This is a genomic window from Streptomyces wedmorensis (assembly GCF_000716445.1).
GTDB lineage: Bacteria > Actinomycetota > Actinomycetes > Streptomycetales > Streptomycetaceae > Streptomyces > Streptomyces wedmorensis.
Genome location: NZ_JNWK01000017.1, coordinates 145,156 through 172,084 on the forward strand (window position 1 = coordinate 145,156; position 26,929 = coordinate 172,084).

Here is a 26,929-nt window from a genome sequence, read left to right on the forward strand (position 1 = left end):
AGGAAGCTGCGGACGCTACGGCCGTCCAGCGTCCACAGCGTCCGCCCTAGCGTCCGCATCTCTCACCGCCTCTGAGCTGCACGATCGGCAGGGTTCGGACGCTGCGAGGCTGCGGACACTGCGATACAGCCACTCTCTTGGACGGCCACCGGCATCACTCCCACCCCGCCCCGCGACGGACACGAGGAGCCACCAACTCTCATGGCCAACAAGCCGATCGAGACCCTGCGTGCCGGACTCCCGGACCGCTACCTCACCCCCGAGGACATCGCCGCGATGTTCTCCGTCCCCATCGAGACCATCTACCACTGGCGCAAGCAGCGCACCGGCCCGCCCGGCTTCCGCGTCGGCCGCCATGTCCGCTACGACCCCGCCGCCGTCCGCACCTGGGTCCAGCACCAGGAAGCCAACGACACCGCCGCCTGACCGGCCGGCCGAGCGGGAGGTAGAGCCCCTCCCCGCTACCCGTGACGGCGTCACACCCCCGTCACGCCCCACCGTCACACCCCCGCCCATGCCACTCAGGTAGAGGGAGCCCTTTACCCCGGTAGAGGGGGCGGTAAGGGCCGCTGACCTGCGAGGTAAGGCGGGTAAAGGGGGCCCGTCACACCCCCGTCACGGACAGGGAGGCGCCAGGGAGGCAGGGAGAACTCCCTGACCGCCTCCCTGGCCCGCCTCCCTGCCGGTGACCTGCGCAGAACCCCATCAAGGGAGGCAGGGAGGCAACCTCCCCAGCCGCCCCGAAACCCCTCCACAGCCGCTTCCACGGCACCCCCATGCCTCCCTCCCTGAGGGCAGGCATGCCACCAACCGAGAGGACGCAGCCCTTATGGCTGGCCACATCCAGGACCGCTGGTTCAAGACCGAGAAGGACGCAGAGGGCAAGTCCCACCTGGCCAAGACGGACCGCTACGGACTCGGGCTCCGCTACCGCGCCCGCTACATCGGCCCCGACGGCACCGAGAAGTCCAAGAGCTTCCCCGACAAGCAGAAGCGCCTCGCCGCGCAGTGGCTCGCCCACATCGAGGCCGACATGTCCCGGGGGCAGTACGTCGACCCGCGAGCGAGCCGGGTCACCTTCCAGCAGTACGCCGAGAAGTGGCTCCGCACCCACCAGGCGGACCCGAACACCGGCTTCTCCATGGAGTCGCAGCTCAAGCTCCACGCCTTCCCGTACATCGGGTCCAGGCCACTCGGTTCGTTCAGGCCGGAGCACATCCGGGACTGGCTCACCCAGCTGGCGGCCGCCAGGGTGGTCGGCTCGTACGCCCGGGTCATCTACTCCAACGTCCGGCTCGTGCTGAACGCGGCCGTGGACGACGGGCACCTGACCAAGAACCCCTGCGCCGCGAGGTCGGTGAAGGCGCCAGCCGTAGAGGAGAAGCGGGTGACGCCGTGGACCCCGGAGCGCGTGTTCGCCGTTCGGGCCGCGCTCCCTGAGCGGTTCCAGGCGATGGTCGACGCCGGGGCGGGGTGCGGGATGCGGCAGGGCGAGATCCTTGGTCTCGCCGTGGATGCGGTCGACTTCACGTCGGACACGGTGCACGTCGTACGGCAGCTCAAGCTCAGCCGCGGCAAGCCGGTATTCGCGCCGCCGAAGGGCGGGAAGCTTCGGGACGTGCCGCTGGCGGCACCCGTCGCCGATGCGCTGCGGCTGCACATGAAGCGCTTCCCGCCGGTGGACATCACGCTGCCGTGGATGGTCCAGGGCGGAGAGCCGGTCACTCACCGGCTGCTCTTCACAGCTCCTCTGGGCAACCACGTTTGGCGAGGCATGTTCAACTCCGACCAGTGGAAGCCCGCCCTCGCGGCGGCCGGCGTCATCCGGGAGCGCAAGGAGGACGAGGAGACGTACGCGGCAGCGCGCGAGCACGGGATGCACGCACTCCGGCACTTCTACGCATCGGTGCTTCTGGATGCTGGGGAGAACATCAAGGCCCTGGCGGAGTACCTCGGACACTCCGACCCCGGGCTGACGCTGCGGGTGTACGCCCACCTCATGCCGAGTAGCCGGGAGCGCACCCGGAGCGCGATCGCGTCGGCCTACGGGCCAGCAAACATGGCCTGACCTGCGGAGACACCCTTATCGACATCTCGTGCTTGTTAGGCTCAACCGTGAAGAAGGTTGTTCGCGAGCCTAACATGCACGACTTGCTCAGCGCTGGGGAGTGCCACGAATCTGTTCGGAACAGTTTCCTGGACTCAGGCCAAACAACTTCTCCAGGTTGTTCGGAACAGTTTCCTAGACTCAGACCGAACAACTTCTGAGATTTGTTCGGTACGGTTTCCTAGCTCTGGACCGAACAAAATTGGGGTGGATCTTGGGCAGGCCATCACGAGCAAGCGTCTACCAAGGCATGGACGAGGCGATTCGCGAGCTACGCGAACGCTTCGGGGGACTGCCAACCCCTGCCGAGGCCGAGGACATCTGGGCTGACCTGTGGCACGAGGAAGCCCACAACAGCACCGCGCTGGAAGGCAACACGCTTGTCCTTCGAGAGGTGGCCAAGCTCCTCGAGGACGGGAAGGCTGTTGGTGCCAAACCGCTGCGCGACTACATGGAGGTTCGGGGCTACGGCGACGCAGCCAAGTGGGTCTACGGCCAAGCCCTAGAACCTGGCGACTGGAGCGACGGATCGATCATCAGCGTTCACGAGGTCCGCAATATCCACCACGTACTGATGACGCCCGTCTGGACTGTGGAGCCACATCCCGACGCCTCCGACTACGAGGGTCCCGGCAACTTCCGACAGCACGAGATCGCTGCCTTCAGCGAGGGCATGAAGCCGCCCTCCTGGACTGACGTGGACCACCTCATAAGGACCTGGGTTGATGAAGCGGAGGGGCTCCGCACACCCGATGGCGAGGAGTCTGTACCCGAGAAGCTCGCCAGGCTGCACAACCGGTTCGAGCAGATCCACCCCTTCCTAGACGGAAACGGACGCACGGGCCGCCTAGTACTCAATCTCTTGCTCGGCCGGCTGGGCTACCCACCTGCGATCATCTACAAGCGGGATCGCGAGAAGTACTTGAAGGCAATGCACAAGGCAGACAAGGGCGAGTACGGCCCGCTGGCCGAACTGATCGCCCGCAGCGTTACGACCAACCTTTACCGCTTCGTCCTGCCAGCCGTCGCGGGGCCGGTCAAGCTCGTCCCACTCGCAGCGTTGGCCACCGCCGAGATCTCGGAGAACGCACTGCGCGTCGCGGCCATCCGCGGCAGGCTCAAGGCCGTCAAGGCCGAGGACGGTTCCTGGCGCAGCAGCCGAAACTGGCTAGAGCAGTACCAGGAGTCGAAGTACCAGCGGGGCCCGAAGAACAGCGGCTAATCGCCTGACGGCCCACACACGGCCCACAGACACGAGCAAGGCCCCCACTCGCGGAGAAACCGCAGGTGGGGGCCATGATCGTGGCTAGAACTACTTCTTGCCCTGGTTCTTGACCGCTTCGATGGCGGCGGCGGCGGCGTCGGGGTCGAGGTAGGTGCCGCCGGGGTTGAGGGGCTTGAAGTTCTCGTCGAGCTCGTAGGAGAGGGGGATGCCGGTGGGGATGTTGAGGCCGGCGATGTCGGCGTCGGAGATGCCGTCGAGGTGCTTGACGAGGGCGCGGAGGCTGTTGCCGTGGGCGGCGACGAGGACCGTGCGGCCGGCGAGGAGGTCCGGGACGATGTTGTCGTACCAGTACGGGAGCATCCGCTCGACGACGTCCTTGAGGCACTCGGTCTGCGGGCGCAGCTCCGGGGGGATCGTCGCGTAGCGGGCGTCGTGGGCCTGCGAGTACTCGCTGTCGTCGGAGAGCGCCGGCGGCGGGGTGTCGTAGGAGCGGCGCCACAGCATGAACTGCTCCTCGCCGAACTCGGCGAGGGTCTGGGCCTTGTCCTTGCCCTGGAGGGCGCCGTAGTGGCGCTCGTTCAGACGCCAGGAGCGGTTGACCGGGATCCAGTGGCGGTCGGCCGACTCGAGGGCGAGCTGCGCGGTGCGGATGGCGCGCTTCTGGAGGGAGGTGTGCAGCACGTCGGGGAGCAGGCCGGCGTCCTTGAGCAGCTCGCCGCCGCGCGTCGCCTCCTTCTCACCCTTCGCGGTGAGGTTCACGTCCACCCAACCGGTGAACAGATTCTTCTCGTTCCACTCGCTCTCGCCGTGGCGGAGGAGGATCAGCTTGTACGGTGCGTCGGCCATGCGTACGAGCCTAATCGACCGCTGACGATTGACGCGCGTCGTCAATCCGTTGGCGTCCGGCGTATGAGATGCGTAAGTTACGAGAGCCGCAAGCAGGGCTTACGTACAGCAGGGGACCGCCACACATGACCATCGCTTCGCTCAGACGATCAGCCCGTACGACCGTGTCCGGTTTCCCCGAGGGCTTCTGGTGGCTCTGGCTGTCGACCTTGGTCAATCGGACCGGGGCTTTCGTCCTGACGTTCCTCTCCCTCTACCTGACGGTCGAGCTCGGGCACTCCGCGTGGTTCGCCGGTCTCGTCGTCGCCCTCCACGGCCTCGGCGGCGTCGCCGGTTCGCCGCTCGGCGGCGCGCTCACCGACCGCTGGGGCCGGCGCCCCACGATGATCACGATGCACCTGGCGGCCGCCGCGTGCGCCGCAGCGCTGGCCTTCGTCACCAGTGCCTGGGGCATCGCCGCGATCGTGCTCCTCATGGGCGTCGCCATGCAGGCCGTCCGGCCCTCCATCAACGCCGCCATCGCCGACATGGTCCCCGCCCACGAGGTGCGCCGGGCGTACGCCCTCAACTACTGGGCCCTCAACCTCGGCTTCGCCATCGCCGCGATCGGCGGCGGCGCCGCGGCCTTCCTCGGCTACCGCACCCTCTTCGTCGTCGACGCCGTCGCCACCACGCTGTGCGCCGTCATCGTCTTCCTCCGCCTCCAGGAGACCCGCCCCGAGGGCCGCACCGACACGGCGGGCGAGCCGGTCGCCGAGGAGAAGGTCAGCATGCTGACCGTGCTGCGCGACGCGCCGTTCCGCACGCTGGTGCTGCTCAACCTCCTCGTCTGCCTCGTCTTCACCGCCCCGTGGATCGGTCTGCCCCTGACGATGGCCGGCCAGGGCCTGGCCCCGTCCGCGTACGGCGTCGTCATCGCCGTGAACGGCATCGTGATCGTCGGCTTCCAGCTGCTCGTCAACAAGCTGACCGACAAGCGCTCCCCGGTCGTCCTGCTGAGCCTCTCGTCCCTCCTCTTCGCGCTGGGCACGGGTGCCACCGCGCTCGCCGGCTCCTCCGTCGCCTTCGCCGCGACCGTGGTCGTCTGGACCGTCGGCGAGATGATCCACGTCCCGACGAACGCCGCCGCCACCGCCCGTCTCGCCCCCGAGCACGCCCGGGGCCGCTACCAGGGCGTGATGGGCATGTCCTGGGCCGTCGCCGGTTTCGTGGCCCCGATCGGCGCCGGCGCGATCGTCGACGGCCCCGGCCCCGACGTCCTGTGGGTCGCGACGGCCACGATCGGTGTCGTCGCCGCCGTCGGCTACTTCATCCGGCTGCGGAAGGCGCTCGCCGAGGAGCCGGAGGAGACCACGGACCTCACCGACCTCACCGACCTCCCGGAGCACAGGGATCTCGCCGACCTCCCGGAGCTCACCGACCTCCTGGAGCTCCCTCGTCTCACGGATCTCACGGAGGCCGAGGGCAAGGACACCGGGAAGTCGCCCTCCGTCAGCTCCTGAGTCACCCGGCGGCGCGGGCCGCCCACCCGGCCACGGCGAAGCCCTCCCCCTGCCTGCGCACTTCGGCGGCGCCCGCTCCGCCGAAGTGGGCGGGGACGACCAGTTCCCGCTCGTCCGCCGCCCTTTCGAGGATCCGGCGGCGACTGGTCGCGGCCTGGGCGGCGTTCAGGCAGAAGCAGCTGGCGTGCGCCGGGTGGAGGATCTGCACGGGGCTGTGGAGGAGGTCTCCGACGAAGACCGCGCGGTCGGTCCCGGAGGCGAGCCGCAGGACGGCGGAGCCGGGCGTGTGTCCGGGCGCGGACTCCAGGACGAGGTTCTCGTCGATGCGGTGGGTCCCGTCCCAGAGCGTGACCAGACCCGCGCGGTGCACGGGCGCCACGCTGTCCTGGTAGACGAGCCGGTCCTCCTCCTGGAGGCCGCCGCCGTACGCGTTCTCGGGGCCGAAGTGGAAGTCGTCGGCGGCCGGGAGGAGGTACCGGGCGTTCGGGAACGTCGGCACCCACTCCCCTCCTCCGTCGTACGTGTTCCAGCCGACGTGGTCCGCGTGCAGATGCGTGTTGACGACGAGGTCGACGTCCTCGGGCCGGATGCCCGCCCGCTCCAGACGGCCGGGGAAGTCGTCCCGCCGGCGGTGGAAGTGCGGCGAGTGCGGCCGCTCGCGCCCGTCGCCGACACCGGTGTCCACCAGGACGGTCCGGCCCCCGCTGCGCAGCACCCAGCTCTGCAGCGCCATCACCGCGTGGTCGGTGTCCGGCGCCCAGTGGTCCGGGGCCAGCCACTCCTCGTTGTCCTTCCAGACCTCCGCTCCGGCGTCCGGAACGAGGGTGCGGGCGGGCGCGAACGGCCCCTGCCACTCGACGATCCGGGTGATCTCGACGTCCCCCAGGACGATGCTCTGTGCGCTCTCGTTCGTCATGTGATCGACAGTAGGGAGGGGTGATCGAGCCCCTCAATGCTCCTTCCACTCCTCTGGATGCGCGAGAAGCTCACCGTGGGTGCCGTGGCCGCGGGTACGCTCCCGGCCATGGTGGACGTGGTGAGCGACGCGATCTCGGCCGTACGCGTCGGGCAGCCCTTCTCCGACCGGGTACGGGTCGGCGGCCGCTGGTGCGCGCGGCTCGACCCGTACGACGGGGCCGGCTTCCACATCGTCCTGCGGGGCACCTGCTGGCTGCTGCCCGACGGCGGCGAACCGGTCGTGCTCGGCCCCGGTGACGCGGTGCTGCTCCCGCACGGCACCGGGCACGTCATCGCCGACGCGCCGGCGGACGCGGCGACGGTGGCACGGGCGGTGTCCTTCGCCCGGTGGGCCGGCGAGAGCCTCCCGCGGCCGCCCCGAGCGGACGGCGGCGGGCGCGAGGTCGAGATGCTCTGCGGCAAGTACCGGCTCGACCGCAGCCACGCGCACCCGCTGCTCGCGGAGCTCCCGCCGCTGGTCCACCTGCCGGGCCACGCCGAAGGCGCCCCCGAGCTCCGGGCCGCCATCGGCCTCCTGGGGGGAGAGCTGGACGCACGGCGGCCGGGCGCCTCCCTCGCGCTCCCCAGCCTGCTCGACCTGCTGTTCGTCTACATGATCCGGTCCTGGATGGCCGAGAGCACGACCGGAGGGTGGCCGGCGGTCCTGGGCGACCCGGTGGCCGCCGCGGCGCTGCGGGCGCTGCACTCCGACCCGGCCGCCCCGTGGACCGTGGACCGGCTCGCGGCCGAGGCGGGCGTCTCCCGGCCCACCCTGGCCCGCCGGTTCACCGCCCTCGTGGGCAGGCCCCCGATGGCGTACCTCACCTGGTGGCGGCTGACCCGCGCCGCCGCCCTGCTCCGGGACACCCGGGAGCCGCTGGCCACCGTCGCCCGCCGCGTCGGCTACGCCTCGCCGTACGCCCTCTCGCACGCCTTCCGCCGCGAGTTCGGCACCACACCGGGCCGGTACCGGAACGACCTCGTCGCCTCGGGCTGAGCGCGCGTGCCGTGCCGGTACGGCCCCGTCGCCTCGGGCTGAGCGCGCGTGCCGTGCCGGTACGGCCCCGTCACCTCGGCCTGAGCGCGCGCTGCGCCTCGTACAGGTTCCGCGGGCGGGGCAGTCGGCCCCTTCGGGAAGAGGCCGGTTCGGGGTTTCGAACTCGGGTCAGTTCGCGGGCTTCTGGGTCAGGTTCTTGAACGCGTCGAGGTTGCGGGTCGACTCGCCGCGCGAGACCCGCCACTCGTACTCGCGCCGGATCGCCGAGGCGAAGCCCAGCTCCAGCAGGGTGTTGAAGTCGCCGTCCGACGCCTCCAGGACCGAGCCGAGCAGCCGGTCCAGCTCGTCGGGGGTGACGGCGGAGAGAGGCAGCTTGCCGGCCAGGTAGACGTCGCCGAGGCCGTCGACCGCGTAACCCACCCCGTACAGCTTGAGGTTGCGTTCGAGGAGCCAGCGGTGGACGCCCGCCTCGTTCTCGTCGGGGTGGCGGATCACGAAGGCGTTCAGCGAGAGGGAGTGGCGCCCCACCCGGAGCGAGAGCGTGGTGAACAGCTTGCGCGTGCCCGGGAGTTTCACGACGTACGAGCCGGGCTCCGGGGACTCCCACTCCAGCTCGGCGTCGTTGAACGTGTCCTCGATGATCCGCCGAACGTCCTCAGCCATGGTGCGAGCGTACGCGACGGCGGTTCTCGCGCAGCCGGTGGTCGTGCATGGCGGCCGTGTACACGTCCGCCGTGCCCGAGGCCGCCGTGTCCCAGCCGAAGGAGCCGGCGTGCCGGGCCGCCGCCGCGCCCATCCGGGCCGACAGCTCCGGGTCCGCCGCGAACCGGCCGAGCGCGCGGGCGTAGTCCGCCGGGTCGTGGCCCTGCACGAGGAAGCCGGTCACGTCGTCCCTCACGGCGACGGGCAGACCGCCGACCGCCGCCGCGACGACCGGGGTGCCGGCCGCCTGCGCCTCGATCGCGACGAGCCCGAAGGACTCGCTGTACGAGGGCATGACGAGGACGCTGGCCGCGCGGAACCAGTCCGCGAGCCGGTCCTGCCCGACCGGCGGGTGGAAGCGCACGACGTCCGCGATGCCGAGCCGGGCGGCCAGCTTCTGCAGCTGCTCCGGCTTGGCCAGACCGCTGCCGCTGGGCCCGCCGACCACCGGGACGACCATGCGGGAGCGCAGCGAGGGGTCCCGGTCCAGGAGCTGGGCGGCCGCGCGCAGCAGGATGTCCGGGGCCTTCAGCGGCTGTATCCGGCCGGCGAAGACCGGGATGAAGGCGTCCTGGGGGAGGCCGAGCCGGGCGCGGGCGGCGGCCCGGCCGTCGGCGGGGCGGAAGTGGTCGAGGTTCACGCCCGGGTGGACGACGGCGATCTTGCCGGGGTCGGCGTCGTAGAAGCGGGAGAGTTCGTCGGCTTCCTCGGCCGTGTTCGCGATCAGCCGGTCGGCGGCGGAGACGATCTGGGTCTCGCCGATGACCCGTGCGGCGGGTTCGGGCGTGTCGCCCTCGGCGAGCGCCGCGTTCTTGACCTTCGCCATGGTGTGCATGGCGTGGACGAGCGGGACGCCCCAGCGCTCGGCGGCCAGCCAGCCGACGTGGCCGGAGAGCCAGTAGTGGGAGTGGACGAGGTCGTAGTGCCCGGGGCGGTGCCCCGCCCACGCCTGCATCACGCCATGGGTGAAGGCGCAGAGCTGGGCCGGCAGCTCCTCCTTGGCCAGACCCTCGTACGGGCCCGCGTCCACGTGCCGTACGAGCACACCGGGGGTGAGTTCGACGACCGGCGCGAGCCCGCCGGTGGTGGCCCGGGTGAAGATCTCCACCTCGATGTCGATGGCGGCGAGCCGCTTGGCCAGCTCGACGATGTAGACGTTCATGCCGCCCGCGTCGCCGGTGCCCGGCTGGTGCAGCGGTGAGGTGTGGACGCTGAGCATGGCCACCCGCCGCGGGGTGCGGTTCCGGCCGGGGAGCCGGAGCCTGGTCGGCGCCGGATGCCGGTGCCGGGTGCCGGCGAACCGGGACACGTACTGGCTCACGTCGGCGGTCCTTCCGCTCGGGGGGCTGAGCTGGCGGGCTGAGCTGGGGTGGAGCTGGATCGAGCTGGGTGGAGCCGGGCCGCTCCGGGTCCGGCCGGGTCGATCCGGGGTGGAACCGGGCCGATCCGGGTCGAGCCCTTCTCGGGCACGACTCCAGGAGGGCGTGCTACGTCCTCCAGCCGCGACAACACCGGAATGGCCCCTTTCATTTCCGGAGGCGGGGGCGTTTTGCCAATTCGTTGCCGGGACGGACACCGGACGGACACCAGGACGGACACCGGGACGGACACCGGGCCGCCGCCCGAACGGTCGGCCACGGACCCCCTCCGCACACCCCGTACGCTCATGACATGGCCCCGCGCACCACCCGCCCCGTCGGCACACCGACCCGCGGGACCACCAACCCCAACCGGCTGCGCCGCATGGACCGCTGGATCGCCGCCGTCCACGGCCCCGCCCTGCGCCGCTCCCCCGAGCCGCCGCTCGCCGTCGACCTCGGGTACGGCGCCGCCCCCTGGACCGCCGTCGAACTCCTCGCCCGGCTGCGCACCGCCGACCCCCGCACCCGGCTGTACGGCATCGAGATCGAACCGGCCCGCGTCGAGGCCGCGAAGCCGTACGAGCACGAGGGCCTCGCCTTCGTGCACGGCGGCTTCGAGGTGCCGGTGCCCGGCCGGGTCGCCCTGATCCGGGCGGCGAACGTGCTGCGCCAGTACGACGAGGAGCAGGTCGCGGCCGTATGGGCGCGGCTCCGCGGGAGGCTCGCGCCCGGCGGGCTGCTCGTGGAGGGCACCTGCGACGAGATCGGGCGCCGGCACGTGTGGGTGGCGCTCGACGCCGACGGGCCCCGCACGGTGACCTTCGCGACCCGGCTCGGCTCGCTCGAACGGCCCTCGGACCTGGCGGAGCGGCTGCCGAAGGCGCTGATCCACCGCAACGTGCCCGGCGAACCGGTGCACGCCTTCCTGCGGGACTTCGACCGCGCGTGGGCCGCGGCCGCCCCGTACGCCTCGCTCGGTGCGCGTCAGCGGTGGATCCGCTCCGTCCGCGACCTGGCCGCCGACTGGCCCCTCGCGGACGGGCCCCGCCGGTGGCGGCAGGGCGAGGTGACGGTGCGGTGGGAGGCGCTGGCGCCGCGCGGGTGACGGCGTGAGGCCGCCGGCGCCGCGCGGGTGACGGAGGGTCGGCGACCGGCGGATTCACCGCGGATCCGCTCCGGAAGCCTTCGAATTCCCCAACTCCCGTCGAATTTCCCGTACGTCGGGAACGTCACGCGCGCATCAGCCGTCCCCCCTGGGGGGAACGGGCCCGACAGGCCCCGGTTTCCCCTGTTGCTTTCCGGTTTCGCATGGCACTATCGCCAAGGTCACCGACAAGTTACTGACGGTAAATCAGATTTGGCCACTCGAGGGGGAGCTCGTGAACCGACGCCGCCACGCCACTGCCGCGATCACCCTGATCTGCGCCCTGACCGTGCTGGCCTCGCCCGCGCTCACCCTCCAGGCGTCCGCCTCGCCGCTCCCGCCTCCGCCGCCGAAGAAGAGCCTGGAGGAAGTACGCAAGGAGATAGAGGTCCTGTACCGGCAGGCCGCCGCCGCCACCGACGCGTACAACCTCGCCGAGGAGAAGACGAAGGAGCAGTCCGCCGAGATCGTCCAGGTCGCCCAGCTGATCGTGGCCGGCCGCACGAAGATCGAGGCCCTCAAGGCCAGGGCGGGCGCCGCCGCCCGCGCCCAGTACCGCAACGGCGGGCTGCCCGACGGCGCCCAGCTCGTGCTCACCGACGACCCTCAGCTCTTCCTCGACACCGCGGGCCGGCTCAAGGCCGGGGCGAAGGCCACCACCGACCTCCTCGGCGAAATGAACCGCACCCAGGCCCAGTTGGACGTCTACGCCAAGGACGCCGGCGAGAACTGGACCAAGCTGGAGGCCAACCGCGTCCGGCAGGCCAAGGCCAAGCAGGAGATCACCGACAAGATCGCCGCGGCCAAGAAGCTGGAGTCCGAGCTCGCCGCCGAGGAGCGGGAGCGACTGCGCCGCCTCGAGGAGCAGGCGCAGTACCGCGCTCAGACGACCTGGCTCGGCACCGGTGTCCTCGCCGGTCTGAAGGCCGACACGACGCCCGAGGCCAAGCGGGCGATCGCGTTCGCGACGGCCCAGATCGGCAAGCCGTACGAGTGGGGCGCCGAGGGGCCGAGCACGTTCGACTGCTCCGGGCTGACCCAGAGCGCCTGGAACGCGGGCGGCCTGGACATCCCGCGCACCTCCCAGGAGCAGTGGCGGCTCCTTCCGCGCGTGGACATCAAGGACATGCGCCCCGGCGACCTGATCGTCTACTTCAAGGACGCCAGCCACATCGGCATGTACGTCGGGAACGGGGCGATCGTGCACGCGCCGCGCCCCGGCCGGAACGTGACCCTCGCGGGCGCGGGCTCGATGGAGATCCTGGGCGTCGTCCGCCCGGTGTGACGTAGCGCACCCGCGCCGGAGGACGGCGGGGCGTGACCTTTCTCATTGCCGTCGAGGCCTCCCGCGCGGGTGGCGGGGGCAAGTACCTCCCCATCCGCGGCATATGCCAACGCCGCCACGGGCGCCCACTCCTCGATCACCATTCCGCTGCGCACCGCCCTACCGCTATGGTCCGGGACGGGCGGGACGCCACCCGGCGCCCTGCGCACCCTCGGGGGGAGGGAAGGAAACCCGGACCGATGCCCGTATCGCTACCGCGTCAGAGAATCGTCTCTGCAGCTGCGGGACCCGGTGAGGCCACCCCTATGGACGCCACCGCTATGACAGGCACAGTCACCGTCACAGGTACCGATCGCACCGATCTCACCCTCCTGGTCGTCGAGGACGACCCGGCGGGCGCCCTCGCCGTACCCGAACTGCTCGACGCGGCCGACGCCGCCGGCACCCGGGTCCGCATCCGTACCGCCCGCAACCTCACCGAGGCCGAGCGGCTCCTCACCGACGACGTCCACTGCGTCCTGGTCGACCTGTCCCTGCCGGGCCCCAGGGCCGCGGCCGGCGACGACCCGCTCGCACCCCTGCGGCACATCCTCCGCCTCGCCCCCCGCCACGCCGTCCTCGCCCTCGCCGCCTCGGCGGACGCGGAACTCGCGGCCGAGGCCGTACGCGTCGGGGCCCAGGACCACCTCTTCCGCGAGGAGCTCGACGGGCGGCTGCTCAGCCGGGCCATCCGGTACGCGGTCGAGCGCAAGCGCGCCGACGCCGTCCAGGTCAAACTGGCCGAGTCCCGCCTCCGGGCCCAGGAGAACGCCCGGCTGGAACGCGGACTGCTCCCCACTCCGCTCCTGGAGGGCTCCGACCTGCGGTTCGCCGCCCACTACCGCCCCGGCCGCTCCCGGGCGCTGCTCGGCGGCGACTTCTACGACGTCGTCCGCACGCCCGACGGCACCGTCCACGCCATGATCGGCGACGTGTGCGGGCACGGCCCCGACGAGGCCGCGCTCGGGGTCGAGCTGCGGATCGCCTGGCGGGCCCTGACCTTCGCGGGCCTGTGCGGGGACGAGCTGCTCTCGACCATGCAGCAGGTCCTCGAACACGAGCGGGAGAGCGAGGAGATCTTCGCGACCCTCTGCACCGTCGACATCGCGCCCGACGGACGCCGGGCGGGCCTCTGCCTGGCCGGCCACCCCTCCCCGCTGATCGCCCGCCAGGACCGGGCGGCCCGACTGCTCCCGTACGAGGACGGCGGCCCGGCCCTCGGACTGCTGCCGCGCGCCCGCTGGCCGCGCCGCCAGGTGGAGCTGGGCGGGGCGTGGAGCCTCCTCATGTACACGGACGGCCTCATCGAGGGCCGCTCCGCCGGCCCCGGCTCGCCCCGCCTCGGCCAGGACGGCATGGTCACGATGATCAACCGGCAGCTGACCTCGGGCCTGCGCGGCGAGGAACTCCTGGAAGCGGCCGTCACCGAGGTCCGGTCGCTGAACGGCGGCGAACTGACCGACGACGTCGCAGTCCTGGCCCTGGAAAGGGACAGGGCCCGGGGGTAGCCCCCGGGCCCTGTCCGCCGTCTTCTCCCGCGAGCCGGTCGCTACCGGCCGCCGTTGTAGGGGCCGTACGGCCCATCGCTGCTGGAGCCGCCGCCGCGGCCCCGGCCTCCGCCGGAGACCTGCGCGAGCGCGGGGCGCACGTCCACCATGAACACGATGGCCGCGATCAGCCCGGCGATCTGCAGGAACAGCATCGGCAGCAGCAGGTTCAGGACGAGGTTGATGCCCAGGATGATCAGCCAGAACTTCTTCGTCTGCTTCTCGGCGGCACGGTAGGCGTCCTCGCGCGCCATCGCGGCGAAGACGAGCGCGGCGACGGCGAAGCCGGTGAAGACAAGGAAGATCACCAGGGAGAGAAGGGAGTCGAATCCCGCGCGCAACATGCTGAGCACCGCCTAGTGAAGAGGAAGAGAAAGCGCCTCGCGGTCAAGGTACCCGGTACAACGCACCGGGTACCCGCATTGGTGCCCCGGCCTACTCCTTCCCGGCGGCGACGTCCTCGGAAGCGACCTTCTTGGCGGAGGCCTTGCGGGCGGTGGTCTTCCTGGCGGGAGCCTTCCTGGCCGCGGGCTCCGCGTCGGCGCCGTCGGTCTCCGGCTCCGCCGCCGAGGCGTCCGCCCCGGCCTTCGGCTCCGACTCCGACTCCGGCTCGACGACGACGGCGATCTCGACGATCTCCTCGGCGGCCTCGCCCCGCCAGGCCTTCACGGCCTCCTCGCCGTGGGCGGCGACCTCCTCGTACTTCTCGCGCGCCTTCACGGCGTACTCGGCGGCGACGCCGACGCCGCGCAGGGCGAGGTCCTGGGCGGTCTCGCCGAGCTTCTTCAGGTCCGTGTCGAGGCCGCCGACGACCTCGGCGAACTTCGACTGCACGGTGGCCTGGGCCCCCTTGGCCTGGGCGCTCACCTTCTCCTGCACGGCCTTCGGGTCGGTCTTCCGTACGGCCTCGAACCGGGCGGGCGCCTCGGCGGCGAGCTGCTCGATCAGGCCGGGAACCTTCCTGGCCCGCTGCGCGACGAGGTCGGCGGTGCCGGCGGCGAAGAAGAGAGGGGTACGCAGTTCGTCGATGATGGCCATGCTGGTGGTCCTCCCGGTGTGACGTGACGTGTACTAGCTCGAAGCCGGTCCGGCATCGGGTGCGGCGGGCGCCTGGCCGGCGGCCGTCGGGGCGCTCTCGGCGGCGGTCGCCTGGCCGGCGGCTGCAGCCGCTGCTACTGCCGCTGCCGCCGCGGCCTCGGCGGCGTTCTCCTTGCGGAACGAGTCGTAGATCTGGAGCAGCACCTGCTTCTGCCGCTCGTTGATCGAGGGATCGGCCAGGATGACGGCTCGCGTCTCCAGGTCCTCCCGCTCCTTCTCGTCGAGGATCCCCGCCCGCACGTAGAGCGTCTCGGCGGAGATCCGCAGCGCCTTCGCGACCTGTTGCAACACCTCGGCGCTCGGCTTGCGCAGCCCCCGCTCGATCTGGCTCAGGTACGGGTTCGACACCCCGGCGGCCTCGGCGAGCTGCCGCAGGGACAACTGCGCGGTCCGCCGCTGCTCGCGGAGGTACTCGCCGAGATTGCCGACGTTGAGCGATGCCATGCTCCGACCATGCCAGCTGCTGCTAACTATTGCAAGCAGCCGCTTGCAACAGTTACGTCGAACGAGGGACCACGGCCGGCCCGCGGCGCCGTGCGATGCTGATGGGGTGACCCTTGAGGACCTGATACGACTGCGGCGCGCGCGGGACACCATGGATCGGGACTACGCGTCACCCCTGGACGTGCCGGCCCTGGCCAAGGTCGCCCTGATGTCCACCGGCCACTTCACCCGCAGCTTCCGGGCCGCCTACGGCGAGACGCCCTACAGCTACCTGATGACCCGCCGCGTGGAACGCGCCAAGGCCCTGCTGCGCCGGGGCGACCTGAGCGTCACGGAGGTCTGCTTCGCGGTGGGCTGCACCTCGCTCGGCTCCTTCAGCTCCCGCTTCACCGAGCTCGTCGGCGAGACCCCCAGCGCCTACCGCGCCCGCCGCCACGAGACCGGCGCCGCGATTCCCGCCTGCGTCGCCAAGATCCTCACCCGCCCGGTGAGACACGGCGCGGCCGCCAGGACGTCCGCGCCCCAGTCCGGCGAACCGGTCAGGATCCGAGAAGCGGAATCCGCCGCCGCGCTTTAGCGTCGACCTCATGAACGTCAGACTCTCGCAGTGCTTCATCGCCGTCGACGACCACGACAAGGCGCTCGCCTTCTACCGCGACGCCCTCGGCCTGGAGGTCCGCAACGACGTCGGGTTCGAGGGGATGCGCTGGGTGACGGTCGGCTCCCCCGACCAGCCGGACGTCGAGATCGTCCTCGAACCGCCGCTCGCCGACCCCAACGCCTCCCCCGCCGACCGGCAGGCCGTGGCCGAGCTGCTCGCCAAGGGCATGCTCCGCGGCGTGATCTTCGCGTCCGAGGACGTCGACAAGACCTTCGAGACCATCCGCGCCGCCGGCGGCGAGGTCCTCCAGGAGCCCGTCGACCAGCCGTACGGCGTCCGCGACTGCGCCTTCCGCGACCCCTCCGGCAACATGGTCCGCTTCACCCAGCCCCGCAAGCCCTGACCCACCCCCCACGCGACGCTCCCCACCCGGCGAGCGTCGCGCAGTCATTCCCACCCAACCCCCGCCGAGCGTCCACGTGATGCGGCAACGCGGGCCCCGCGTGGTGGGCGGCGACCCACGCCCGGTCCGCCGCGCCGATCTCGTCGTCCACCCACGCGAACGGCCGCCCCGCGGCCCACGCCACGAGCGCCGGGGTCTTCCAGTGGAGCCCCGGCCACCCGGCCACGTCCGGCCCGTCCACGTCCAGGAAGAGCAGGGGCCGGGGGTCGTCGGGGGCGGTGCCGCTCCACTCCCCCGCGTGCTCGTGCGACGTCATGACACCATCCTGCCCGCCCGGACAACTCGTCCGCTTCTCGATAATCCGTGACGGATCGAGTCTCGGTACGCTGGGAGGCATGACCGCCATGGCACCCACTCGGACCGAGCCGGACCTCTCCTATCTGCTGGACCACACCAGCCACGTCCTGAGGACGCGGATGGCGGCGGAGTTGGGGGAGATCGGGCTGACCGCGCGAATGCACTGCGTGCTGGTGCACGCGTTGGAGGAGGAGCGGACGCAGGCGCAGCTCGCCGAGATCGGGGACATGGACAAGACGACGATGGTGGTGACGGTCGACGCGCTGGAAAAGGCGGGGCTGGCCGAGCGGAGGCCGTCGAGCACGGACCGGCGGGCGCGGATCATCGCCGTGACGGAGGAGGGGGCGAAGGTCGCGCGGAAGAGCCAGAAGATCGTCGACGGGGTGCACGAGGGCGCGCTCGGGTCGCTTCCCGAGGACGAGCGCACGGTCCTCCTCCGGGCGCTGAACAGGCTGGCGACCGGCCACTTGGACACCCCCGTCGAGGGCCCGAAGCCCGCACGGAGGGCCCGGCAGCGCGGGTGAGCCCGTGACGGGCCCCGCGCACGGGCCGGAAGTACTCTCGTAAAAAATAGTCCGCAACAAAACCTTCTGCTAACGTCTCTCCTGTTGCCTCCGTCGAACAGGAGAGACCTGCCATGCCCACGCCTGCCACCCCCTCCCGACAGCTCGCTCTCGGCGTCCTCGCCACCGGGATGCTGATGACGGTCCTCGACGGCAGCATCGTGACCGTCGCGATGCCCGCCGTTCAGGAGGACCTCGGATTCACGCCCGTCGGCCTCAGCTGGGTCGTGAACGCGTACCTGATCGCGTTCGGGTCGCTGCTGCTCCTCGCCGGCCGCCTCGGCGACCTGATCGGGCGGAAGCGGATGTTCCTCGCCGGGACCGGGATCTTCACCGCCGCGTCGCTCCTCGCGGGGGTCGCCGCGTCCCCCGGCGTCCTGATCGCCGCCCGCTTCCTGCAGGGCGTCGGCAGCGCGATGTCGTCCGCGGTCAGCCTCGGCATCCTCGTGACCCTGTTCACCGCCCAGCGCGAACGGGCCAAGGCCATCGCGGTGTTCAGCTTCACCGGCGCCGCGGGCGCGTCCATCGGACAGGTCCTCGGCGGCGTGCTCACCGACGCGCTCACCTGGAACTGGATCTTCTTCATCAACCTGCCCATCGGCGCCGCCACGCTGCTCGTCGCCCTGCGCGCCCTCCCCGCCGACAAGGGCCTCGGATCCAAGGCCGGAGCCGACGTCATCGGCGCACTGCTCGTCACCTCGGGCCTGATGGCCGGCATCTACGCGGTCGTCAAGATCGAGGAGTACGGGGCCGGTTCGGCCCGCACCCTGGGTCTCGGCGGCCTCGCCCTCGCCCTGCTCGCCGGCTTCCTCGTCCGCCAGGCCCGCACCGCGAACCCCCTCATGCCGCTCCGGATCCTCCGCTCCCGCAGCGTCGCCGGCGCGAACGTCGTCCAGATGCTGATGGTCGCCGCGCTGTTCTCCTTCCAGATCCTCGTCGCCCTCTACCTGCAGAAGGTCCGCGGATACGGCGCCGCCGAGACCGGCCTCGCGATGCTGCCCGCCGCCGCCGTCATCGGAGCGGTCTCCCTGGGCGTCTCGGCCCGCCTCATCGCCCGCTTCGGCGAACGGAACGTCCTGCTCACCGGCATCGTCATGCTCGTCGGCGTCCTCGGCCTGCTGACCCGCGTCCCCGTCGACGCCTCGTACGCCACCGACCTGCTGCCGGTGATGCTCCTCGCCGCCGGGTTCGGACTGGCCCTCCCCGCCCTCACCTCGCTCGCCATGTCGGGCGCCGACGAGGCGGACGCGGGCCTCGCCTCCGGCCTGTTCAACACCACCCAGCAGATCGGCATGGCCGTCGGCGTCGCCGTCCTGTCCACCCTGGCCGCCACCCGCACCGAGACCCTCACCGCCGCCGGCCGCCCCGCCGCCGAGGCGCTCACCGGCGGCTACCACCTCGCCTTCGCCGTCGGCACGGGCCTCCTCCTCGTCGCCCTGGCGGTGGCCGCCACCGTCCTGCGCCCGGCCACGGCCTCCGCCGACAGGACGCGGATGACAATGGCGGCATGAGAGCCGATCGACTCGTCGCCGCCCTGCTCTTCCTCCAGACCAGGCAGCGGGTCACCGCCGCCGAACTCGCCGCCGAACTGGACGTGTCCGAACGGACCGCCCGCCGGGACCTCGAAGCGCTCGCGAGCGCCGGGGTCCCGGTCTACTCCCAGGCCGGCCAGGGCGGCGGCTGGTCGCTCGTCGGCGGAGCCCGTACCGACCTGACCGGCCTGACAGCACCCGAGATCCGCGAACTGTTCCTGCTGACGGGGCCCGACGCCGGTGCGAGCCCCCGGACCCGGACCGCCCTGCGGAAGCTCGTACGGGCCCTCCCCGCACCGCTCAGGGACGGCGCCGAGGCCGCCGCCCGCGCCGGGGTCGCCGACGGCACCGACTGGGCGGGCACGGACACGGAGGAACCCCTGCTGGCCCCGGTCCAACGGGCCGTGGTCGAGGGGCGCGAGCTCAGGATCGGGTACGCCAGGCCCGGCCGGGACCCGCACGAGCGGACCGTCCGGCCGCTCGGGATCGCCGCCAAGGCCGGCGTCCGCTACCTCGTCGCCGACACCGAGCACGGCCTCCGCACCTTCCGCGTCGGCCGCGTCACCTCCGTCGCCGAGACCGGCAACCCCGTCGTACGGCCCGAGGGCTTCGACCTCGCCACCGCCTGGCGCGCCCTCGCCGCCCGCATGGAGGACCGGCTGGTCGCCGTGACCGTACGCGGACGGGCCGCACCCGGCACCGAACCCGTCCTGGAAGGCCTGCTCGGCGGGCGCGTACGGTACGGCGAACGCACCGCGGACGGCTGGACGGCCATCGAGGCCGACGGCCCCTCCCCCGAGGTCGTCGCCGCCCGGCTCGCCGGCCTCGGCGCCCGCGTCGAACTCCACGACCCGCCCGAGGCCCGCGCCGCCCTCGCCCGCATCGGCGCCGAACTCACAGCGCTGTACGGGACCTGAGCACCGGGGAACCGCCCCCCGGGCTCAGAAGATGTCGGGCGAGAACGGCCGCAGCGGCGTACGGAACAGCAGGTCGGCCCGGGCCGCCGCGCCCGCCGTCGCCTCCTCCACGCGCCCCAGCCGGGCCAGCCGTACCGCCGACTCGTCGCCGAACGCCAGCGTGGCCGACTCGGCCACGTCGAAGGCGAGATCGGCCGACTCGGAGGTACGGACACAGGACGCGCCCGCCGGGGAGGCGTCCAGCCGGAACCGGCCGCCGGCCAGACCGTCCGCGTCCCGCACGTCCAGGACGAGACTCCCCTCCACCGGATACGTCCGGCTCTCCAGGACCCGGACGACGTCCAGGACCCGGACCCACAGCATGTCCACGTACGTCAGCGTCCGCGCCGCGCGCGGGTCCGGCAGCAGCAGCGGCAGCGGGTCGTCGGGCGCCCGGTAGCCGGAGCGGACCGTGGCGATCCAGTCGATCGAGCAGAGGTAGTGCCACAGGGCGCGCTCGGCGGCCGGGGTGAACGCGATCAGGTCCCGCACGGTCGCCGTGTTCACCGGCTGCTTCGCGTCGTCCCACTTGTCGTCGGCCGAGTACGACACGTACCCCTCGACCTCACCGGACTCCGCCCGGTACATCGCGTAGTACGGCTCCCGCCACGGCTCGCTCTGGTGTCCCAGGCCCGTGCCGAGCTCCCAGCCGCGCGCGTCGCGGTCGGTGACCCCGGCGCGGACCGCGGCGAGCCGCCGGTGCACCTCGGGGCCCACCTTGCGGATCTCCTCGCCGTCGGTGAGGTCGATCCGGCCGCCGTCCTCCGGGCTGCCCGAACGACGCGGGTCGAGACCGGCCCGGCGCACGTCCACGCTCCACTCGGCGGCCCAGCTCGCCGGACCGAAGCCGTACCGCCCGTAGATCGGGTACTCGGCGGCGATCAGGGTCGCGATCGCGTCCCCGCGCTCCTTCGCGGCGGCGAGGTCCACGCTCATCATCCGGCTCAGCAGGCCGCGCCTGCGATGCGTCGGCGAGACGGTGACCTGGGTGATCGCGTCGGCGGTGAGGCTGCCGCCGCCGACGGTGCTGACCTCCTGCCGGAACGACCGGAAGGTGGCGACGATCCGGTCCCGGTCGAAGGCCCCGAGCGTCCGCCCGAGGTCCGCGTGCGCCAGCCGGTCCGCCACCTCCGCGTCCGACACGACGGGCGGCCGCAGGAAGCCGGTCCGCAAGGCCCGCTGCCAGTCGGGGAACTCGGACTCGGCCACCGTGCGCACGTCGACAGTCATCCTTCGACCCTATGCACGCGCCCCGCACCCCGCACCCGAGTTTCCCCGGCCCCCGCGCACCGGCGGACCGCTCACGCCAGCAGGTCGTCGACCTGGGCCTCGCCGTCGCGGTAGCGGCGGGCGATCTCCGCGCTGCAGTCGTCGGCGGTCCGCTGGAGGTGTTGCCGACGACGCGAGACCTGCTGCTCGTACCCGGCCAGGCGGCCCATCGCCGCGTGCAGCTCGTCGTCCGTGCGGGCCGTCAGGTCCGACAGCTCGACCTCCGACAGCATCTCGGCCGCGAGCCGCCGGTACTCCTCGCCGCGCGGCGTCGACAGCGTCACGTGCCGGGCCGAGGTGCGGTGCCGCGACGGCACGTCCGCGAGGATCTCGGACAGCCGGTCGAGGACCGGGGCCTCCGGATCGGTCCGCCGCGCCAGCTCGGCCCGCAGGATGTCGATCCGGCCCTGGAGCATCCGCCGTACGTAACTCAGGTCGGCCTCGTCGCTCTGCGCCTCACGCCGCAGGGTGCGCAGCTCCGGCAGCCGCAGGACACCGAGGTCGGGCCGCGCCGCCTCCGGCAGGGCGGTCTCGGCGGTCCGCTGCACGGGTGGGCGCGTCACGGGGCCTTCGCCCGGTCCTCCGCCCGGGAATCCGGAGCGGATCAGCGGTACGGGACCGGACGGCGTCGGCCCGGTGCCAGGTGCACTCATGAGAATCGTCCCCTCGACCGGTGCGGAGCCGCACCGCCTCTCCGCATGGTGCCACTCCTGCGCGGGCGCGTGCAGGCGCTCTGCACCCGTTCGGCCCCTCGTCCTTCGGACCGCTGCCCACTCGGTAGGTTGGTACGCATGCGAGCAGTGGTGCAGAGGGTCGACGGCGCGAGCGTCGTCGTCGCAGGGGAGACCGTCGGTGAGATCACCGGCGAGGGGCTGTGCGTGCTGGTCGGGGTGACCCACGACGACACCCCGGAGAAGGCCGCCCAATTGGCCAGAAAGCTCTGGTCCGTCCGGGTGCTGGACGGCGAGAAGTCGTGCTCCGACGTGAACGCGCCGCTCCTCGTCATCTCCCAGTTCACGCTCTACGGAGACGCCCGCAAGGGCCGCCGCCCCACCTGGAACGCCGCCGCGCCCGGCCCGGTCGCCGAGCCCCTCGTCGACGAGGTCGTCGCTCAGCTGCGGCAGTTGGGCGCCCGCGTGGAGACGGGCCGCTTCGGAGCGGACATGCGCGTCTCGCTCACGAACCACGGCCCGTTCACGGTGCTCATCGACGTGTGACCCGCCGGCGTCTACGGCTCGACGACCGTCTCCTGCGCGGCCGCCGTCGTCCCGGCGATCAGCGGAGCGTCCACCGGCACGTTCCGCTTCACCAGGGCGAGGGCGATCGGGCCCAGCTCGTGGTGGCGTACGGCGGTCGTCACGAAGCCGAGCTGCCGGCCCTCCTCACCGTCGGCGGCGAGCCGGACGGGCGTGCCGTGCCCCGGCAGCAGCACCTCGCTGCCGTCCAGGTGGAGGAAGACGAGCCGGCGCGGCGGCTTCCCGAGGTTCTGCACCCGTGCCACGGTCTCCTGACCCCGGTAGCAGCCCTTCTGGAGGTGGACGGCGCTGCCGATGAGGCCGATCTCGTGCGGGATGGTCCGGTGGTCCGTCTCGAAGCCGAGCCGGGGCCGGTGCGCCTCGACCCGCAGCGCCTCGTACGCGAGGAGCCCGGCGGCCGGACCGTGCGAGGCCGCGAAGGACTCCAGGTCGGCGCGGGGCAGGAACAGGTCGCGGCCGTGCGCGGTCTCCCGTACGACCACGCCCTCGGGCGCCTCGGCGACGGAACCGGCCGGGAGGTGGACGACCGCGATGTCCTCCGTACGGTCGGCGACCTCCACCCGGTAGAAGAACTTCATCGACTCCAGGTAGGCGACGAGCTCCTCCCGCGTCCCCGGCTCGACGTGCGCCCACACCGTCTCGCCGTCGTCGACGAGGTAGAGGGCGTGCTCGATGTGCCCGTTCGCGGAGAGGATCAGCGCGTCGGTCGCCCGCCCTGCCGGCAGGTCGGTCATGTACTGGGTGAGGAGCAGGTGCAGCCAGCTCAGCCGGTCGTCACCGGTGACGGCGATGACACCGCGGTGCGACAGGTCGACGAAACCGTCGCCTTCGGCGAGGGCGCGCTGCTCACGGAAGAGGTCGCCGTAGTGCGCGGCGACGCCTTCGTCGCGGCCTTCGGCGGCGACGGCACCGGGCAGGGACAGCAGAGGGCTGGTCGTTGAATGTCGCTGCATGGGAAAAGCCTACGACTCGGCGGCCGCGACCTTCCCGGCGCAGTCCGCACATCTGCCGAAGATCGCGAAGTGCTTCATGTCCGTCTCGAACCCGAAGGTCTCGCGGAGCTTCCCGGTGAACTCGGCGGCCACCTCGACGTCCGCCTCGATCACCTCGTCGCAGTCCCGGCAGACCAGGTGCAGATGGTGGTGCCGGTCCGCGAGGTGGTACGTGGGGGCCCCGTGCCCCAGATGGGCGTGGCTCACCAGCCCGAGCTCCTCCAGGAGCTCCAGGGTCCGGTACACCGTCGAGATGTTCACCCCCGACGCGGTCCTGCGGACCTCGACCAGGATGTCGTCGGGCGTCGCGTGCTCCAGCGCGTCGACGGCCTCAAGGACAAGCTGGCGCTGCGGCGTCAGCCGATAGCCGCGCTGTCGCAGATCGCTCTTCCAGTCGGTGCTCACCACGCCCTCCAGTGTAGGAGGGCGCGGCGCGGCACCCCAGACCTTCGGTGGTCTCTAACGGAAGAACGCGATGCCGTCGTCGGGCATGTCGGGCAGGTTGCGGGCCATCTCCGCGACCTCCTCCGGCGTGACGACCTTCTTCAGGTGCGCCGACATGTACGGGCGGAGCGGCACCTCGGGGGTCGCCTTCTCGCCCACCCACATCAGGTCGCTCTTCACGTAGCCGTAGAGCCGCTTGCCACCGCTGTACGGGCCCGAGGCCGCGGTCCGGGCGACGGCGTCCGTCGCCAGGTCGATCTGCGGCTTCTGGTCGGCGAGCTCGCCGTACCAGATCTCGACGATGCCCTGGTCACGGACCATGACGACCTCGACCTTGCGGTCCTTGTCGATCCGCCAGTAGCCGCTCTCGCTCTCCAGCGGACGGACCTTGTTGCCGTCGTTGTCCAGGACCCACGAGTGCGAGTGGTACTCGATGAAGTCCCGGCCGTCGTGACTGAACGTCACGGACTGGCCGAAGTTGCACTTCTCGGCGCCGGGGAAGTCGGAGACACCCGCGCCCTCCCACGTACCGAGCAGGAACGCGAGGGGGACGAGGTCCGGGTTGAGGTCGGACGGGATCTCGATCATGAGCAGCTCTGGCGTTCTCTAGAAGTGGTTACCGCTGGCCCTGGTACAGCTTCTTCACGGCGAGCCCGGTGAAGGCGAGCACGCCGACACAGACGAGGACAAGCAGAGCTTCGAAGAAAACGATCACGGGATGCTCCTCGGACGAGCGGTGAAGGCAGTAAGGGCCGGACCCCAGCTTAGTAGGCGGGGGGCCCGGCCCACTCGGTGAGGTGGGTCTCGCGCGCCCGCGCTACCCCAGCAGCTGGTTCTGCAGCGTGACCGTCTGCTGGAACGGCACCGCGAGCGCCTCGCCCTTCCGCGTCTGCGTGATCAACGCGAGCGTGTCACCCGCCTGGACGTAGGCCCAACGGACCTGCTCGGGACCGTAGGGCTTGCGCTCCCAGAAGGCGTCGGCCTTCGTGTCCCGCACCTTGATGCCCTCGGTGAAGGAGTCCATGACGAAGCCCTCGACCCCGTCGGGCAGCGTCTTGATGCCGACGGTGCCGTAGCCCCCTCGCAGGGTGTCGTCGTAGTACTGCTGCGCGTACGCCACCGAGACGAACCGGAGCAGATGGATGCTGGTCCGGGTGCCGTCCGGGGTCGTCCAGGCCCGGGCCGCGATGTGGCGCAGGGCGGAGTCCGCGAGCGCCTGCTTCATGTCGGCGCGGTACTCCTTCCCGTAGAGGGAGAGGTAGGCGTCCGTGGACACGAACCCGCCGTCCGTCTTCGGGTCGACGGTCGCCCCGACCGGCGCGGGCAGCAGCAGCTGCCGCACGTCGGCATGGTGGACCTCTCCCTCGTTGTCGTCGCCGTAGGGGCGCGGCCGGTCCACCGGCAGCGCCGGCAGCTTGAGCTGCGGGTACTCCCAGCGGCCGTCGCTTTCGGTCGCGAGGCCGGGTACGTCCTCCCGGTCGAGCGCGGTGATCCCCATGGCGGTGCCGGCACCCACGCCGCCGCACACGACGACCGTGGCCGTCCAGCGGGCGACGGCCCACAGGACGCGGCGGGACCGTCGGGGCGCGGTGGGCGCGGGAGCGGGTTCGGCCACCGGCTCCGGGGCGGGCTCCGCCACGTCGGCGACCGTCACGGTCTGCTGCTCGGTCATACGTACTCCCCCGGGGAATCGATGTGCCCGAGCTGCTTCGCCAGCAGCTCGGCGATGGCCTTCCCGTCGAGCGGCGCGGCGCCGTACGCCGCGACGCTGACCAGGAACTCGCCGGTGTAGGCCGTGCACGTCATGCCCCGCAGCTGGGCCTCCTTCTCCTCCTTGTCGCCCTCGGTGGGCTCGGGGAGGAGGTGGCAGGCGGCGTTCCGCTCGTGGTCCTCGACCTTCGGCCCCTTGCGGAGCTTCAGATAGCCGGCCAGCTCCGTCCGCAGGGCGTAGAAGTTCCGGACCGCCTTCTTGTCCTTCATGCGCATGACGAGCACCTCCACCTGGACGTCGGCGGCGATCCCGGCGTACGAGCGCATGGCCATGCCCTGGAGCCCGAGGGCGTCGATCCGCCGCTCGTACTCGCGGCGCTTCTTCCCGTAGACGCCCTTGCCCGTCGCCTTGAGGAGGTCCGCGGCCTGTCGGGCCCCCAGCTCTCCGTCGTTGCCGTACCCCTCGATGTCCGACCCCAGCCGGTAGCCGACCGGCATGGGCAGGAGGAGCTTGCTCAGCGGAGTGGAGGCACGCCCCCTGGCTATGCCCTCGGCCGGGTCGTCGGACTCCACCGTCGGCGTGGGCTCCGCCCACGCCACGGTCGGCGCCGTCCGGTCGGCCCCGTCCGCGGTGACCGCGGTGTACGCGACTCCGCCGCCGATGGTCCCCAGGACGAGGACGGAGACCAGTACGTTCTTCAGGATCCGGCGCCGGCGGCTCCCGGGCTTCTCGCTCACAGGCGCTCCAACTGCTTCTCGGCGAGCGAACGGACGTCCTTCTCGGCGATCTTCCGGGTGTCGAACATGAAAATCTCGATCGCGACGTCCCCACGCTGGGCGAACGCGCGGGCCTCGTAGATGTCGAGGTATCCGGCCTCGCGATGCACCGGGTAGACGAAGTAGCGGCCGTTCCCGGAGCCCTTCAGCTCCTCACCGGCCGCGCCGGATTCGTCTTCCGCGTAGGAGAGCTGGTCCTCCACGAACTCCAGGGCGCCGATCTGCTCGCCGGGGCGGTACTGAATGAGGTTGACCGTGACCGTCCGGTACTCGCCCGACCGCCACGAGCGGCTCGCGATGCGCCGGATGCCCTGGCGGAGCTGGAACTGCAGCGCGTGGTTCGGCCAGGTGTAGTCGGAGACGTAGGTCGAGAGCGAAACCCAGCCGTCCTCACCGTCGGCCTTCGCCCCCGCCGGGCGCGGAACCAGCAGCTTCCGCAGGTCGCCCTGTGCCTTCGACTGCAGGTCCTCCTTCGCGGAGAGCGGTTCCGGCTCCTGGCCCTCGGGGAGCGGCTTCGCCGGGTAGGCGAGGCCGGGCTGGTTGAGGGCGGGGAGCGGGGTGGGTTCGCGGTCGGCCTGGATGCGGTAGCCGACGGCGGTGCCGCCGACGAGGCCGAGGACGGCGGCGACGGCGATCAGCCGGACCGTACGGAGGACCCGGCGGCGCGGCCGTGTGGCGGTGTCGGGCGTGGTGCCGGTGGGCGTGGTGCCGGTGGGCGTCTCCGGTGCGGCGGGTTCGGCAGGATTCACGACCGGAATGGCTGCTTCCGGTACCGCGTCACGCTCCGGAGGTGGCGCTGTTCCCTGGTTCGGGAT

The 26,929-nt window shown here is 71.7% G+C and carries 30 protein-coding genes; 14 read left to right on the forward strand and 16 right to left on the reverse strand.

All coding sequences use genetic code 11. From position 1 onward, the window contains the following. Positions 1-201: 201 nt before the first annotated feature. From OO54_RS16200 to OO54_RS48780, 3 genes are all read left to right on the forward strand, one after another. Positions 202-426: a helix-turn-helix transcriptional regulator gene (locus OO54_RS16200; protein WP_033203728.1), complete on the forward strand. Its 225-nt coding sequence runs from the start codon at positions 202-204 to the stop codon at positions 424-426. Positions 427-829: 403 nt separating this feature from the next. Then, a complete protein-coding gene (locus tag OO54_RS16205) occupies positions 830-2,068 on the forward strand; it encodes a tyrosine-type recombinase/integrase (protein WP_033203731.1) in 1,239 nt (412 codons plus the stop codon). 289 nt (positions 2,069-2,357) lie between these two features. Continuing rightward, on the forward strand, positions 2,358-3,329 hold the full coding sequence (locus tag OO54_RS48780) for a Fic family protein (RefSeq protein WP_051786982.1): 972 nt from the start codon (positions 2,358-2,360) through the stop codon (positions 3,327-3,329). 90 nt (positions 3,330-3,419) lie between these two features. Here OO54_RS48780 and OO54_RS16215 read toward each other — a convergent pair whose 3' ends face one another. Further along, on the reverse strand, positions 3,420-4,178 hold the full coding sequence (locus OO54_RS16215; protein WP_033203733.1) for a phosphoglyceromutase: 759 nt from the start codon (positions 4,176-4,178) through the stop codon (positions 3,420-3,422). 125 nt (positions 4,179-4,303) lie between these two features. On the opposite strand from OO54_RS16215, the gene OO54_RS16220 reads away from it, so the two are divergent. Further along, a complete protein-coding gene (locus OO54_RS16220) occupies positions 4,304-5,680 on the forward strand; it encodes an MDR family MFS transporter (protein WP_033203734.1) in 1,377 nt (458 codons plus the stop codon). Between the two features lies 1 nt (position 5,681). On the opposite strand, the gene OO54_RS16225 is transcribed toward OO54_RS16220, so the two are convergent. Beyond that, positions 5,682-6,596: an MBL fold metallo-hydrolase gene (locus OO54_RS16225; protein WP_033203739.1), complete on the reverse strand. Its 915-nt coding sequence runs from the start codon at positions 6,594-6,596 to the stop codon at positions 5,682-5,684. 111 nt (positions 6,597-6,707) lie between these two features. Between OO54_RS16225 and OO54_RS16230 the strand changes: the two genes are divergently transcribed. Continuing rightward, positions 6,708-7,634 (forward strand): AraC family transcriptional regulator, encoded by a 927-nt coding sequence (locus OO54_RS16230; protein WP_033203873.1) that lies wholly within the window; start codon positions 6,708-6,710, stop codon positions 7,632-7,634. Positions 7,635-7,802: 168 nt separating this feature from the next. On the opposite strand, the gene OO54_RS16235 is transcribed toward OO54_RS16230, so the two are convergent. Both OO54_RS16235 and mshA read right to left on the reverse strand, forming a co-directional pair. Beyond that, entirely contained in the window at positions 7,803-8,297 is a 495-nt protein-coding gene (locus OO54_RS16235; protein WP_017242420.1) for a type III secretion system chaperone family protein, read from the reverse strand. Then, positions 8,290-9,657, reverse strand: a complete 1,368-nt coding sequence (mshA, locus tag OO54_RS16240; protein WP_033203740.1) for a D-inositol-3-phosphate glycosyltransferase — start codon at positions 9,655-9,657, stop codon at positions 8,290-8,292. Before mshA ends, OO54_RS16235 begins: the two co-directional genes overlap by 8 nt. A 350-nt stretch (positions 9,658-10,007) precedes the next feature. Between mshA and OO54_RS16245 the strand changes: the two genes are divergently transcribed. The 3 genes from OO54_RS16245 (at position 10,008) to OO54_RS16255 (ending at position 13,673) form a co-directional block, all read left to right on the forward strand. Continuing rightward, on the forward strand, positions 10,008-10,802 hold the full coding sequence (locus OO54_RS16245; protein ID WP_033203741.1) for a class I SAM-dependent methyltransferase: 795 nt from the start codon (positions 10,008-10,010) through the stop codon (positions 10,800-10,802). A 274-nt stretch (positions 10,803-11,076) separates the two neighbouring features. Next, positions 11,077-12,126 (forward strand): C40 family peptidase, encoded by a 1,050-nt coding sequence (locus OO54_RS16250; RefSeq protein WP_033203742.1) that lies wholly within the window; start codon positions 11,077-11,079, stop codon positions 12,124-12,126. A 305-nt stretch (positions 12,127-12,431) separates the two neighbouring features. Continuing rightward, the gene (locus tag OO54_RS16255; RefSeq protein WP_106970034.1) at positions 12,432-13,673 is read left to right on the forward strand and encodes a PP2C family protein-serine/threonine phosphatase; all 1,242 of its coding nucleotides are present in this window, start codon (positions 12,432-12,434) and stop codon (positions 13,671-13,673) included. A 41-nt stretch (positions 13,674-13,714) separates the two neighbouring features. Here OO54_RS16255 and OO54_RS16260 read toward each other — a convergent pair whose 3' ends face one another. The 3 genes from OO54_RS16260 to OO54_RS16270 all read right to left on the reverse strand — a co-directional run bounded on the left by OO54_RS16260 (position 13,715) and on the right by OO54_RS16270 (position 15,254). Beyond that, a complete protein-coding gene (locus OO54_RS16260; RefSeq protein WP_033203746.1) occupies positions 13,715-14,056 on the reverse strand; it encodes a DUF2516 family protein in 342 nt (113 codons plus the stop codon). 91 nt (positions 14,057-14,147) lie between these two features. Next, positions 14,148-14,750 (reverse strand): hypothetical protein, encoded by a 603-nt coding sequence (locus tag OO54_RS16265; RefSeq protein WP_033203748.1) that lies wholly within the window; start codon positions 14,748-14,750, stop codon positions 14,148-14,150. Between the two features lie 33 nt (positions 14,751-14,783). Next, positions 14,784-15,254, reverse strand: a complete 471-nt coding sequence (locus OO54_RS16270; RefSeq protein WP_033203750.1) for a helix-turn-helix domain-containing protein — start codon at positions 15,252-15,254, stop codon at positions 14,784-14,786. A 106-nt stretch (positions 15,255-15,360) separates the two neighbouring features. Here OO54_RS16270 and OO54_RS16275 point away from each other — a divergent pair, with 106 nt between their 5' ends. Continuing rightward, a complete protein-coding gene (locus tag OO54_RS16275; RefSeq protein ID WP_033203753.1) occupies positions 15,361-15,831 on the forward strand; it encodes a helix-turn-helix transcriptional regulator in 471 nt (156 codons plus the stop codon). A 10-nt stretch (positions 15,832-15,841) separates the two neighbouring features. Next, positions 15,842-16,258 carry a VOC family protein gene (locus OO54_RS16280; protein WP_033203754.1) on the forward strand — a complete coding sequence of 139 codons (417 nt, stop codon included), beginning with the start codon at positions 15,842-15,844 and terminating at the stop codon, positions 16,256-16,258. Here the strand turns inward: OO54_RS16280 and OO54_RS16285 are convergent. Next, positions 16,236-16,574, reverse strand: coding sequence for a hypothetical protein (locus OO54_RS16285; RefSeq protein ID WP_033203756.1), 339 nt, complete (start codon positions 16,572-16,574; stop codon positions 16,236-16,238). The genes OO54_RS16280 and OO54_RS16285 overlap by 23 nt on opposite strands. 79 nt (positions 16,575-16,653) lie before the next feature. Between OO54_RS16285 and OO54_RS16290 the strand changes: the two genes are divergently transcribed. The 3 genes from OO54_RS16290 (at position 16,654) to OO54_RS16300 (ending at position 19,627) form a co-directional block, all read left to right on the forward strand. Then, positions 16,654-17,139 carry a MarR family winged helix-turn-helix transcriptional regulator gene (locus OO54_RS16290; protein ID WP_033203758.1) on the forward strand — a complete coding sequence of 162 codons (486 nt, stop codon included), beginning with the start codon at positions 16,654-16,656 and terminating at the stop codon, positions 17,137-17,139. Between the two features lie 113 nt (positions 17,140-17,252). Beyond that, positions 17,253-18,689, forward strand: coding sequence for an MFS transporter (locus tag OO54_RS16295; RefSeq protein ID WP_033203759.1), 1,437 nt, complete (start codon positions 17,253-17,255; stop codon positions 18,687-18,689). After that, the gene (locus tag OO54_RS16300) at positions 18,686-19,627 is read left to right on the forward strand and encodes a helix-turn-helix transcriptional regulator (RefSeq protein WP_033203762.1); all 942 of its coding nucleotides are present in this window, start codon (positions 18,686-18,688) and stop codon (positions 19,625-19,627) included. Before OO54_RS16295 ends, OO54_RS16300 begins: the two co-directional genes overlap by 4 nt. 24 nt (positions 19,628-19,651) lie before the next feature. Here the strand turns inward: OO54_RS16300 and OO54_RS16305 are convergent, their stop codons facing one another. Together OO54_RS16305 and OO54_RS16310 are read right to left on the reverse strand one after the other, a co-directional pair. Beyond that, positions 19,652-20,896 (reverse strand): GNAT family N-acetyltransferase, encoded by a 1,245-nt coding sequence (locus OO54_RS16305; protein ID WP_033203763.1) that lies wholly within the window; start codon positions 20,894-20,896, stop codon positions 19,652-19,654. 71 nt (positions 20,897-20,967) lie between these two features. Further along, on the reverse strand, positions 20,968-21,588 hold the full coding sequence (locus tag OO54_RS16310) for an RsiG family protein (RefSeq protein ID WP_078905218.1): 621 nt from the start codon (positions 21,586-21,588) through the stop codon (positions 20,968-20,970). Between the two features lie 138 nt (positions 21,589-21,726). On the opposite strand from OO54_RS16310, the gene dtd reads away from it, so the two are divergent. Beyond that, the gene (gene dtd / locus OO54_RS16315; protein WP_033203766.1) at positions 21,727-22,152 is read left to right on the forward strand and encodes a D-aminoacyl-tRNA deacylase; all 426 of its coding nucleotides are present in this window, start codon (positions 21,727-21,729) and stop codon (positions 22,150-22,152) included. Positions 22,153-22,163: 11 nt separating this feature from the next. On the opposite strand, the gene ygfZ is transcribed toward dtd, so the two are convergent. The 6 genes from ygfZ to OO54_RS16350 form a co-directional block, all read right to left on the reverse strand. Then, positions 22,164-23,144 carry a CAF17-like 4Fe-4S cluster assembly/insertion protein YgfZ gene (ygfZ, locus tag OO54_RS16320; protein WP_033203768.1) on the reverse strand — a complete coding sequence of 327 codons (981 nt, stop codon included), beginning with the start codon at positions 23,142-23,144 and terminating at the stop codon, positions 22,164-22,166. Positions 23,145-23,153: 9 nt separating this feature from the next. Continuing rightward, on the reverse strand, positions 23,154-23,591 hold the full coding sequence (locus OO54_RS16325) for a Fur family transcriptional regulator (protein ID WP_033203769.1): 438 nt from the start codon (positions 23,589-23,591) through the stop codon (positions 23,154-23,156). 51 nt (positions 23,592-23,642) lie between these two features. After that, complete coding sequence (locus OO54_RS16330; RefSeq protein WP_033203771.1) at positions 23,643-24,215, reverse strand: heme-binding beta-barrel domain-containing protein; 573 nt, start codon at positions 24,213-24,215, stop codon at positions 23,643-23,645. A gap of 229 nt (positions 24,216-24,444) precedes the next feature. Then, on the reverse strand, positions 24,445-25,299 hold the full coding sequence (locus OO54_RS16340) for a hypothetical protein (protein WP_033203773.1): 855 nt from the start codon (positions 25,297-25,299) through the stop codon (positions 24,445-24,447). Further along, a complete protein-coding gene (locus tag OO54_RS16345; RefSeq protein WP_033203775.1) occupies positions 25,296-26,075 on the reverse strand; it encodes a hypothetical protein in 780 nt (259 codons plus the stop codon). The genes OO54_RS16340 and OO54_RS16345 overlap by 4 nt, the downstream gene beginning before the upstream one ends. Further along, a complete protein-coding gene (locus tag OO54_RS16350) occupies positions 26,072-26,863 on the reverse strand; it encodes a hypothetical protein (protein ID WP_234439619.1) in 792 nt (263 codons plus the stop codon). Before OO54_RS16350 ends, OO54_RS16345 begins: the two co-directional genes overlap by 4 nt. Between the last annotated feature and the right edge of the window lie 66 nt (positions 26,864-26,929).

Bases quoted from the DNA above. Each gene is read 5' to 3' on its own strand.
- OO54_RS16200 (WP_033203728.1), top strand. From the start codon at position 202: ATGGCCAACAAGCCGATCGAGACCCTGCGTGCCGGACTCCCGGACCGC.
- OO54_RS16205 (WP_033203731.1), top strand. From the start codon at position 830: ATGGCTGGCCACATCCAGGACCGCTGGTTCAAGACCGAGAAGGACGCA.
- OO54_RS48780 (WP_051786982.1), top strand. From the start codon at position 2,358: ATGGACGAGGCGATTCGCGAGCTACGCGAACGCTTCGGGGGACTGCCA.
- OO54_RS16215 (WP_033203733.1), bottom strand. From the start codon at position 4,178: ATGGCCGACGCACCGTACAAGCTGATCCTCCTCCGCCACGGCGAGAGC.
- OO54_RS16220 (WP_033203734.1), top strand. From the start codon at position 4,304: ATGACCATCGCTTCGCTCAGACGATCAGCCCGTACGACCGTGTCCGGT.
- OO54_RS16225 (WP_033203739.1), bottom strand. From the start codon at position 6,596: ATGACGAACGAGAGCGCACAGAGCATCGTCCTGGGGGACGTCGAGATC.
- OO54_RS16235 (WP_017242420.1), bottom strand. From the start codon at position 8,297: ATGGCTGAGGACGTTCGGCGGATCATCGAGGACACGTTCAACGACGCC.
- OO54_RS16245 (WP_033203741.1), top strand. From the start codon at position 10,008: ATGGCCCCGCGCACCACCCGCCCCGTCGGCACACCGACCCGCGGGACC.
- OO54_RS16255 (WP_106970034.1), top strand. From the start codon at position 12,432: ATGGACGCCACCGCTATGACAGGCACAGTCACCGTCACAGGTACCGAT.
- OO54_RS16260 (WP_033203746.1), bottom strand. From the start codon at position 14,056: ATGTTGCGCGCGGGATTCGACTCCCTTCTCTCCCTGGTGATCTTCCTT.
- OO54_RS16265 (WP_033203748.1), bottom strand. From the start codon at position 14,750: ATGGCCATCATCGACGAACTGCGTACCCCTCTCTTCTTCGCCGCCGGC.
- OO54_RS16270 (WP_033203750.1), bottom strand. From the start codon at position 15,254: ATGGCATCGCTCAACGTCGGCAATCTCGGCGAGTACCTCCGCGAGCAG.
- OO54_RS16280 (WP_033203754.1), top strand. From the start codon at position 15,842: ATGAACGTCAGACTCTCGCAGTGCTTCATCGCCGTCGACGACCACGAC.
- OO54_RS16285 (WP_033203756.1), bottom strand. From the start codon at position 16,574: ATGACGTCGCACGAGCACGCGGGGGAGTGGAGCGGCACCGCCCCCGAC.
- OO54_RS16290 (WP_033203758.1), top strand. From the start codon at position 16,654: ATGACCGCCATGGCACCCACTCGGACCGAGCCGGACCTCTCCTATCTG.
- OO54_RS16295 (WP_033203759.1), top strand. From the start codon at position 17,253: ATGCCCACGCCTGCCACCCCCTCCCGACAGCTCGCTCTCGGCGTCCTC.
- OO54_RS16300 (WP_033203762.1), top strand. From the start codon at position 18,686: ATGAGAGCCGATCGACTCGTCGCCGCCCTGCTCTTCCTCCAGACCAGG.
- OO54_RS16305 (WP_033203763.1), bottom strand. From the start codon at position 20,896: ATGACTGTCGACGTGCGCACGGTGGCCGAGTCCGAGTTCCCCGACTGG.
- OO54_RS16310 (WP_078905218.1), bottom strand. From the start codon at position 21,588: ATGAGTGCACCTGGCACCGGGCCGACGCCGTCCGGTCCCGTACCGCTG.
- dtd (WP_033203766.1), top strand. From the start codon at position 21,727: ATGCGAGCAGTGGTGCAGAGGGTCGACGGCGCGAGCGTCGTCGTCGCA.
- ygfZ (WP_033203768.1), bottom strand. From the start codon at position 23,144: ATGCAGCGACATTCAACGACCAGCCCTCTGCTGTCCCTGCCCGGTGCC.
- OO54_RS16330 (WP_033203771.1), bottom strand. From the start codon at position 24,215: ATGATCGAGATCCCGTCCGACCTCAACCCGGACCTCGTCCCCCTCGCG.
- OO54_RS16340 (WP_033203773.1), bottom strand. From the start codon at position 25,299: ATGACCGAGCAGCAGACCGTGACGGTCGCCGACGTGGCGGAGCCCGCC.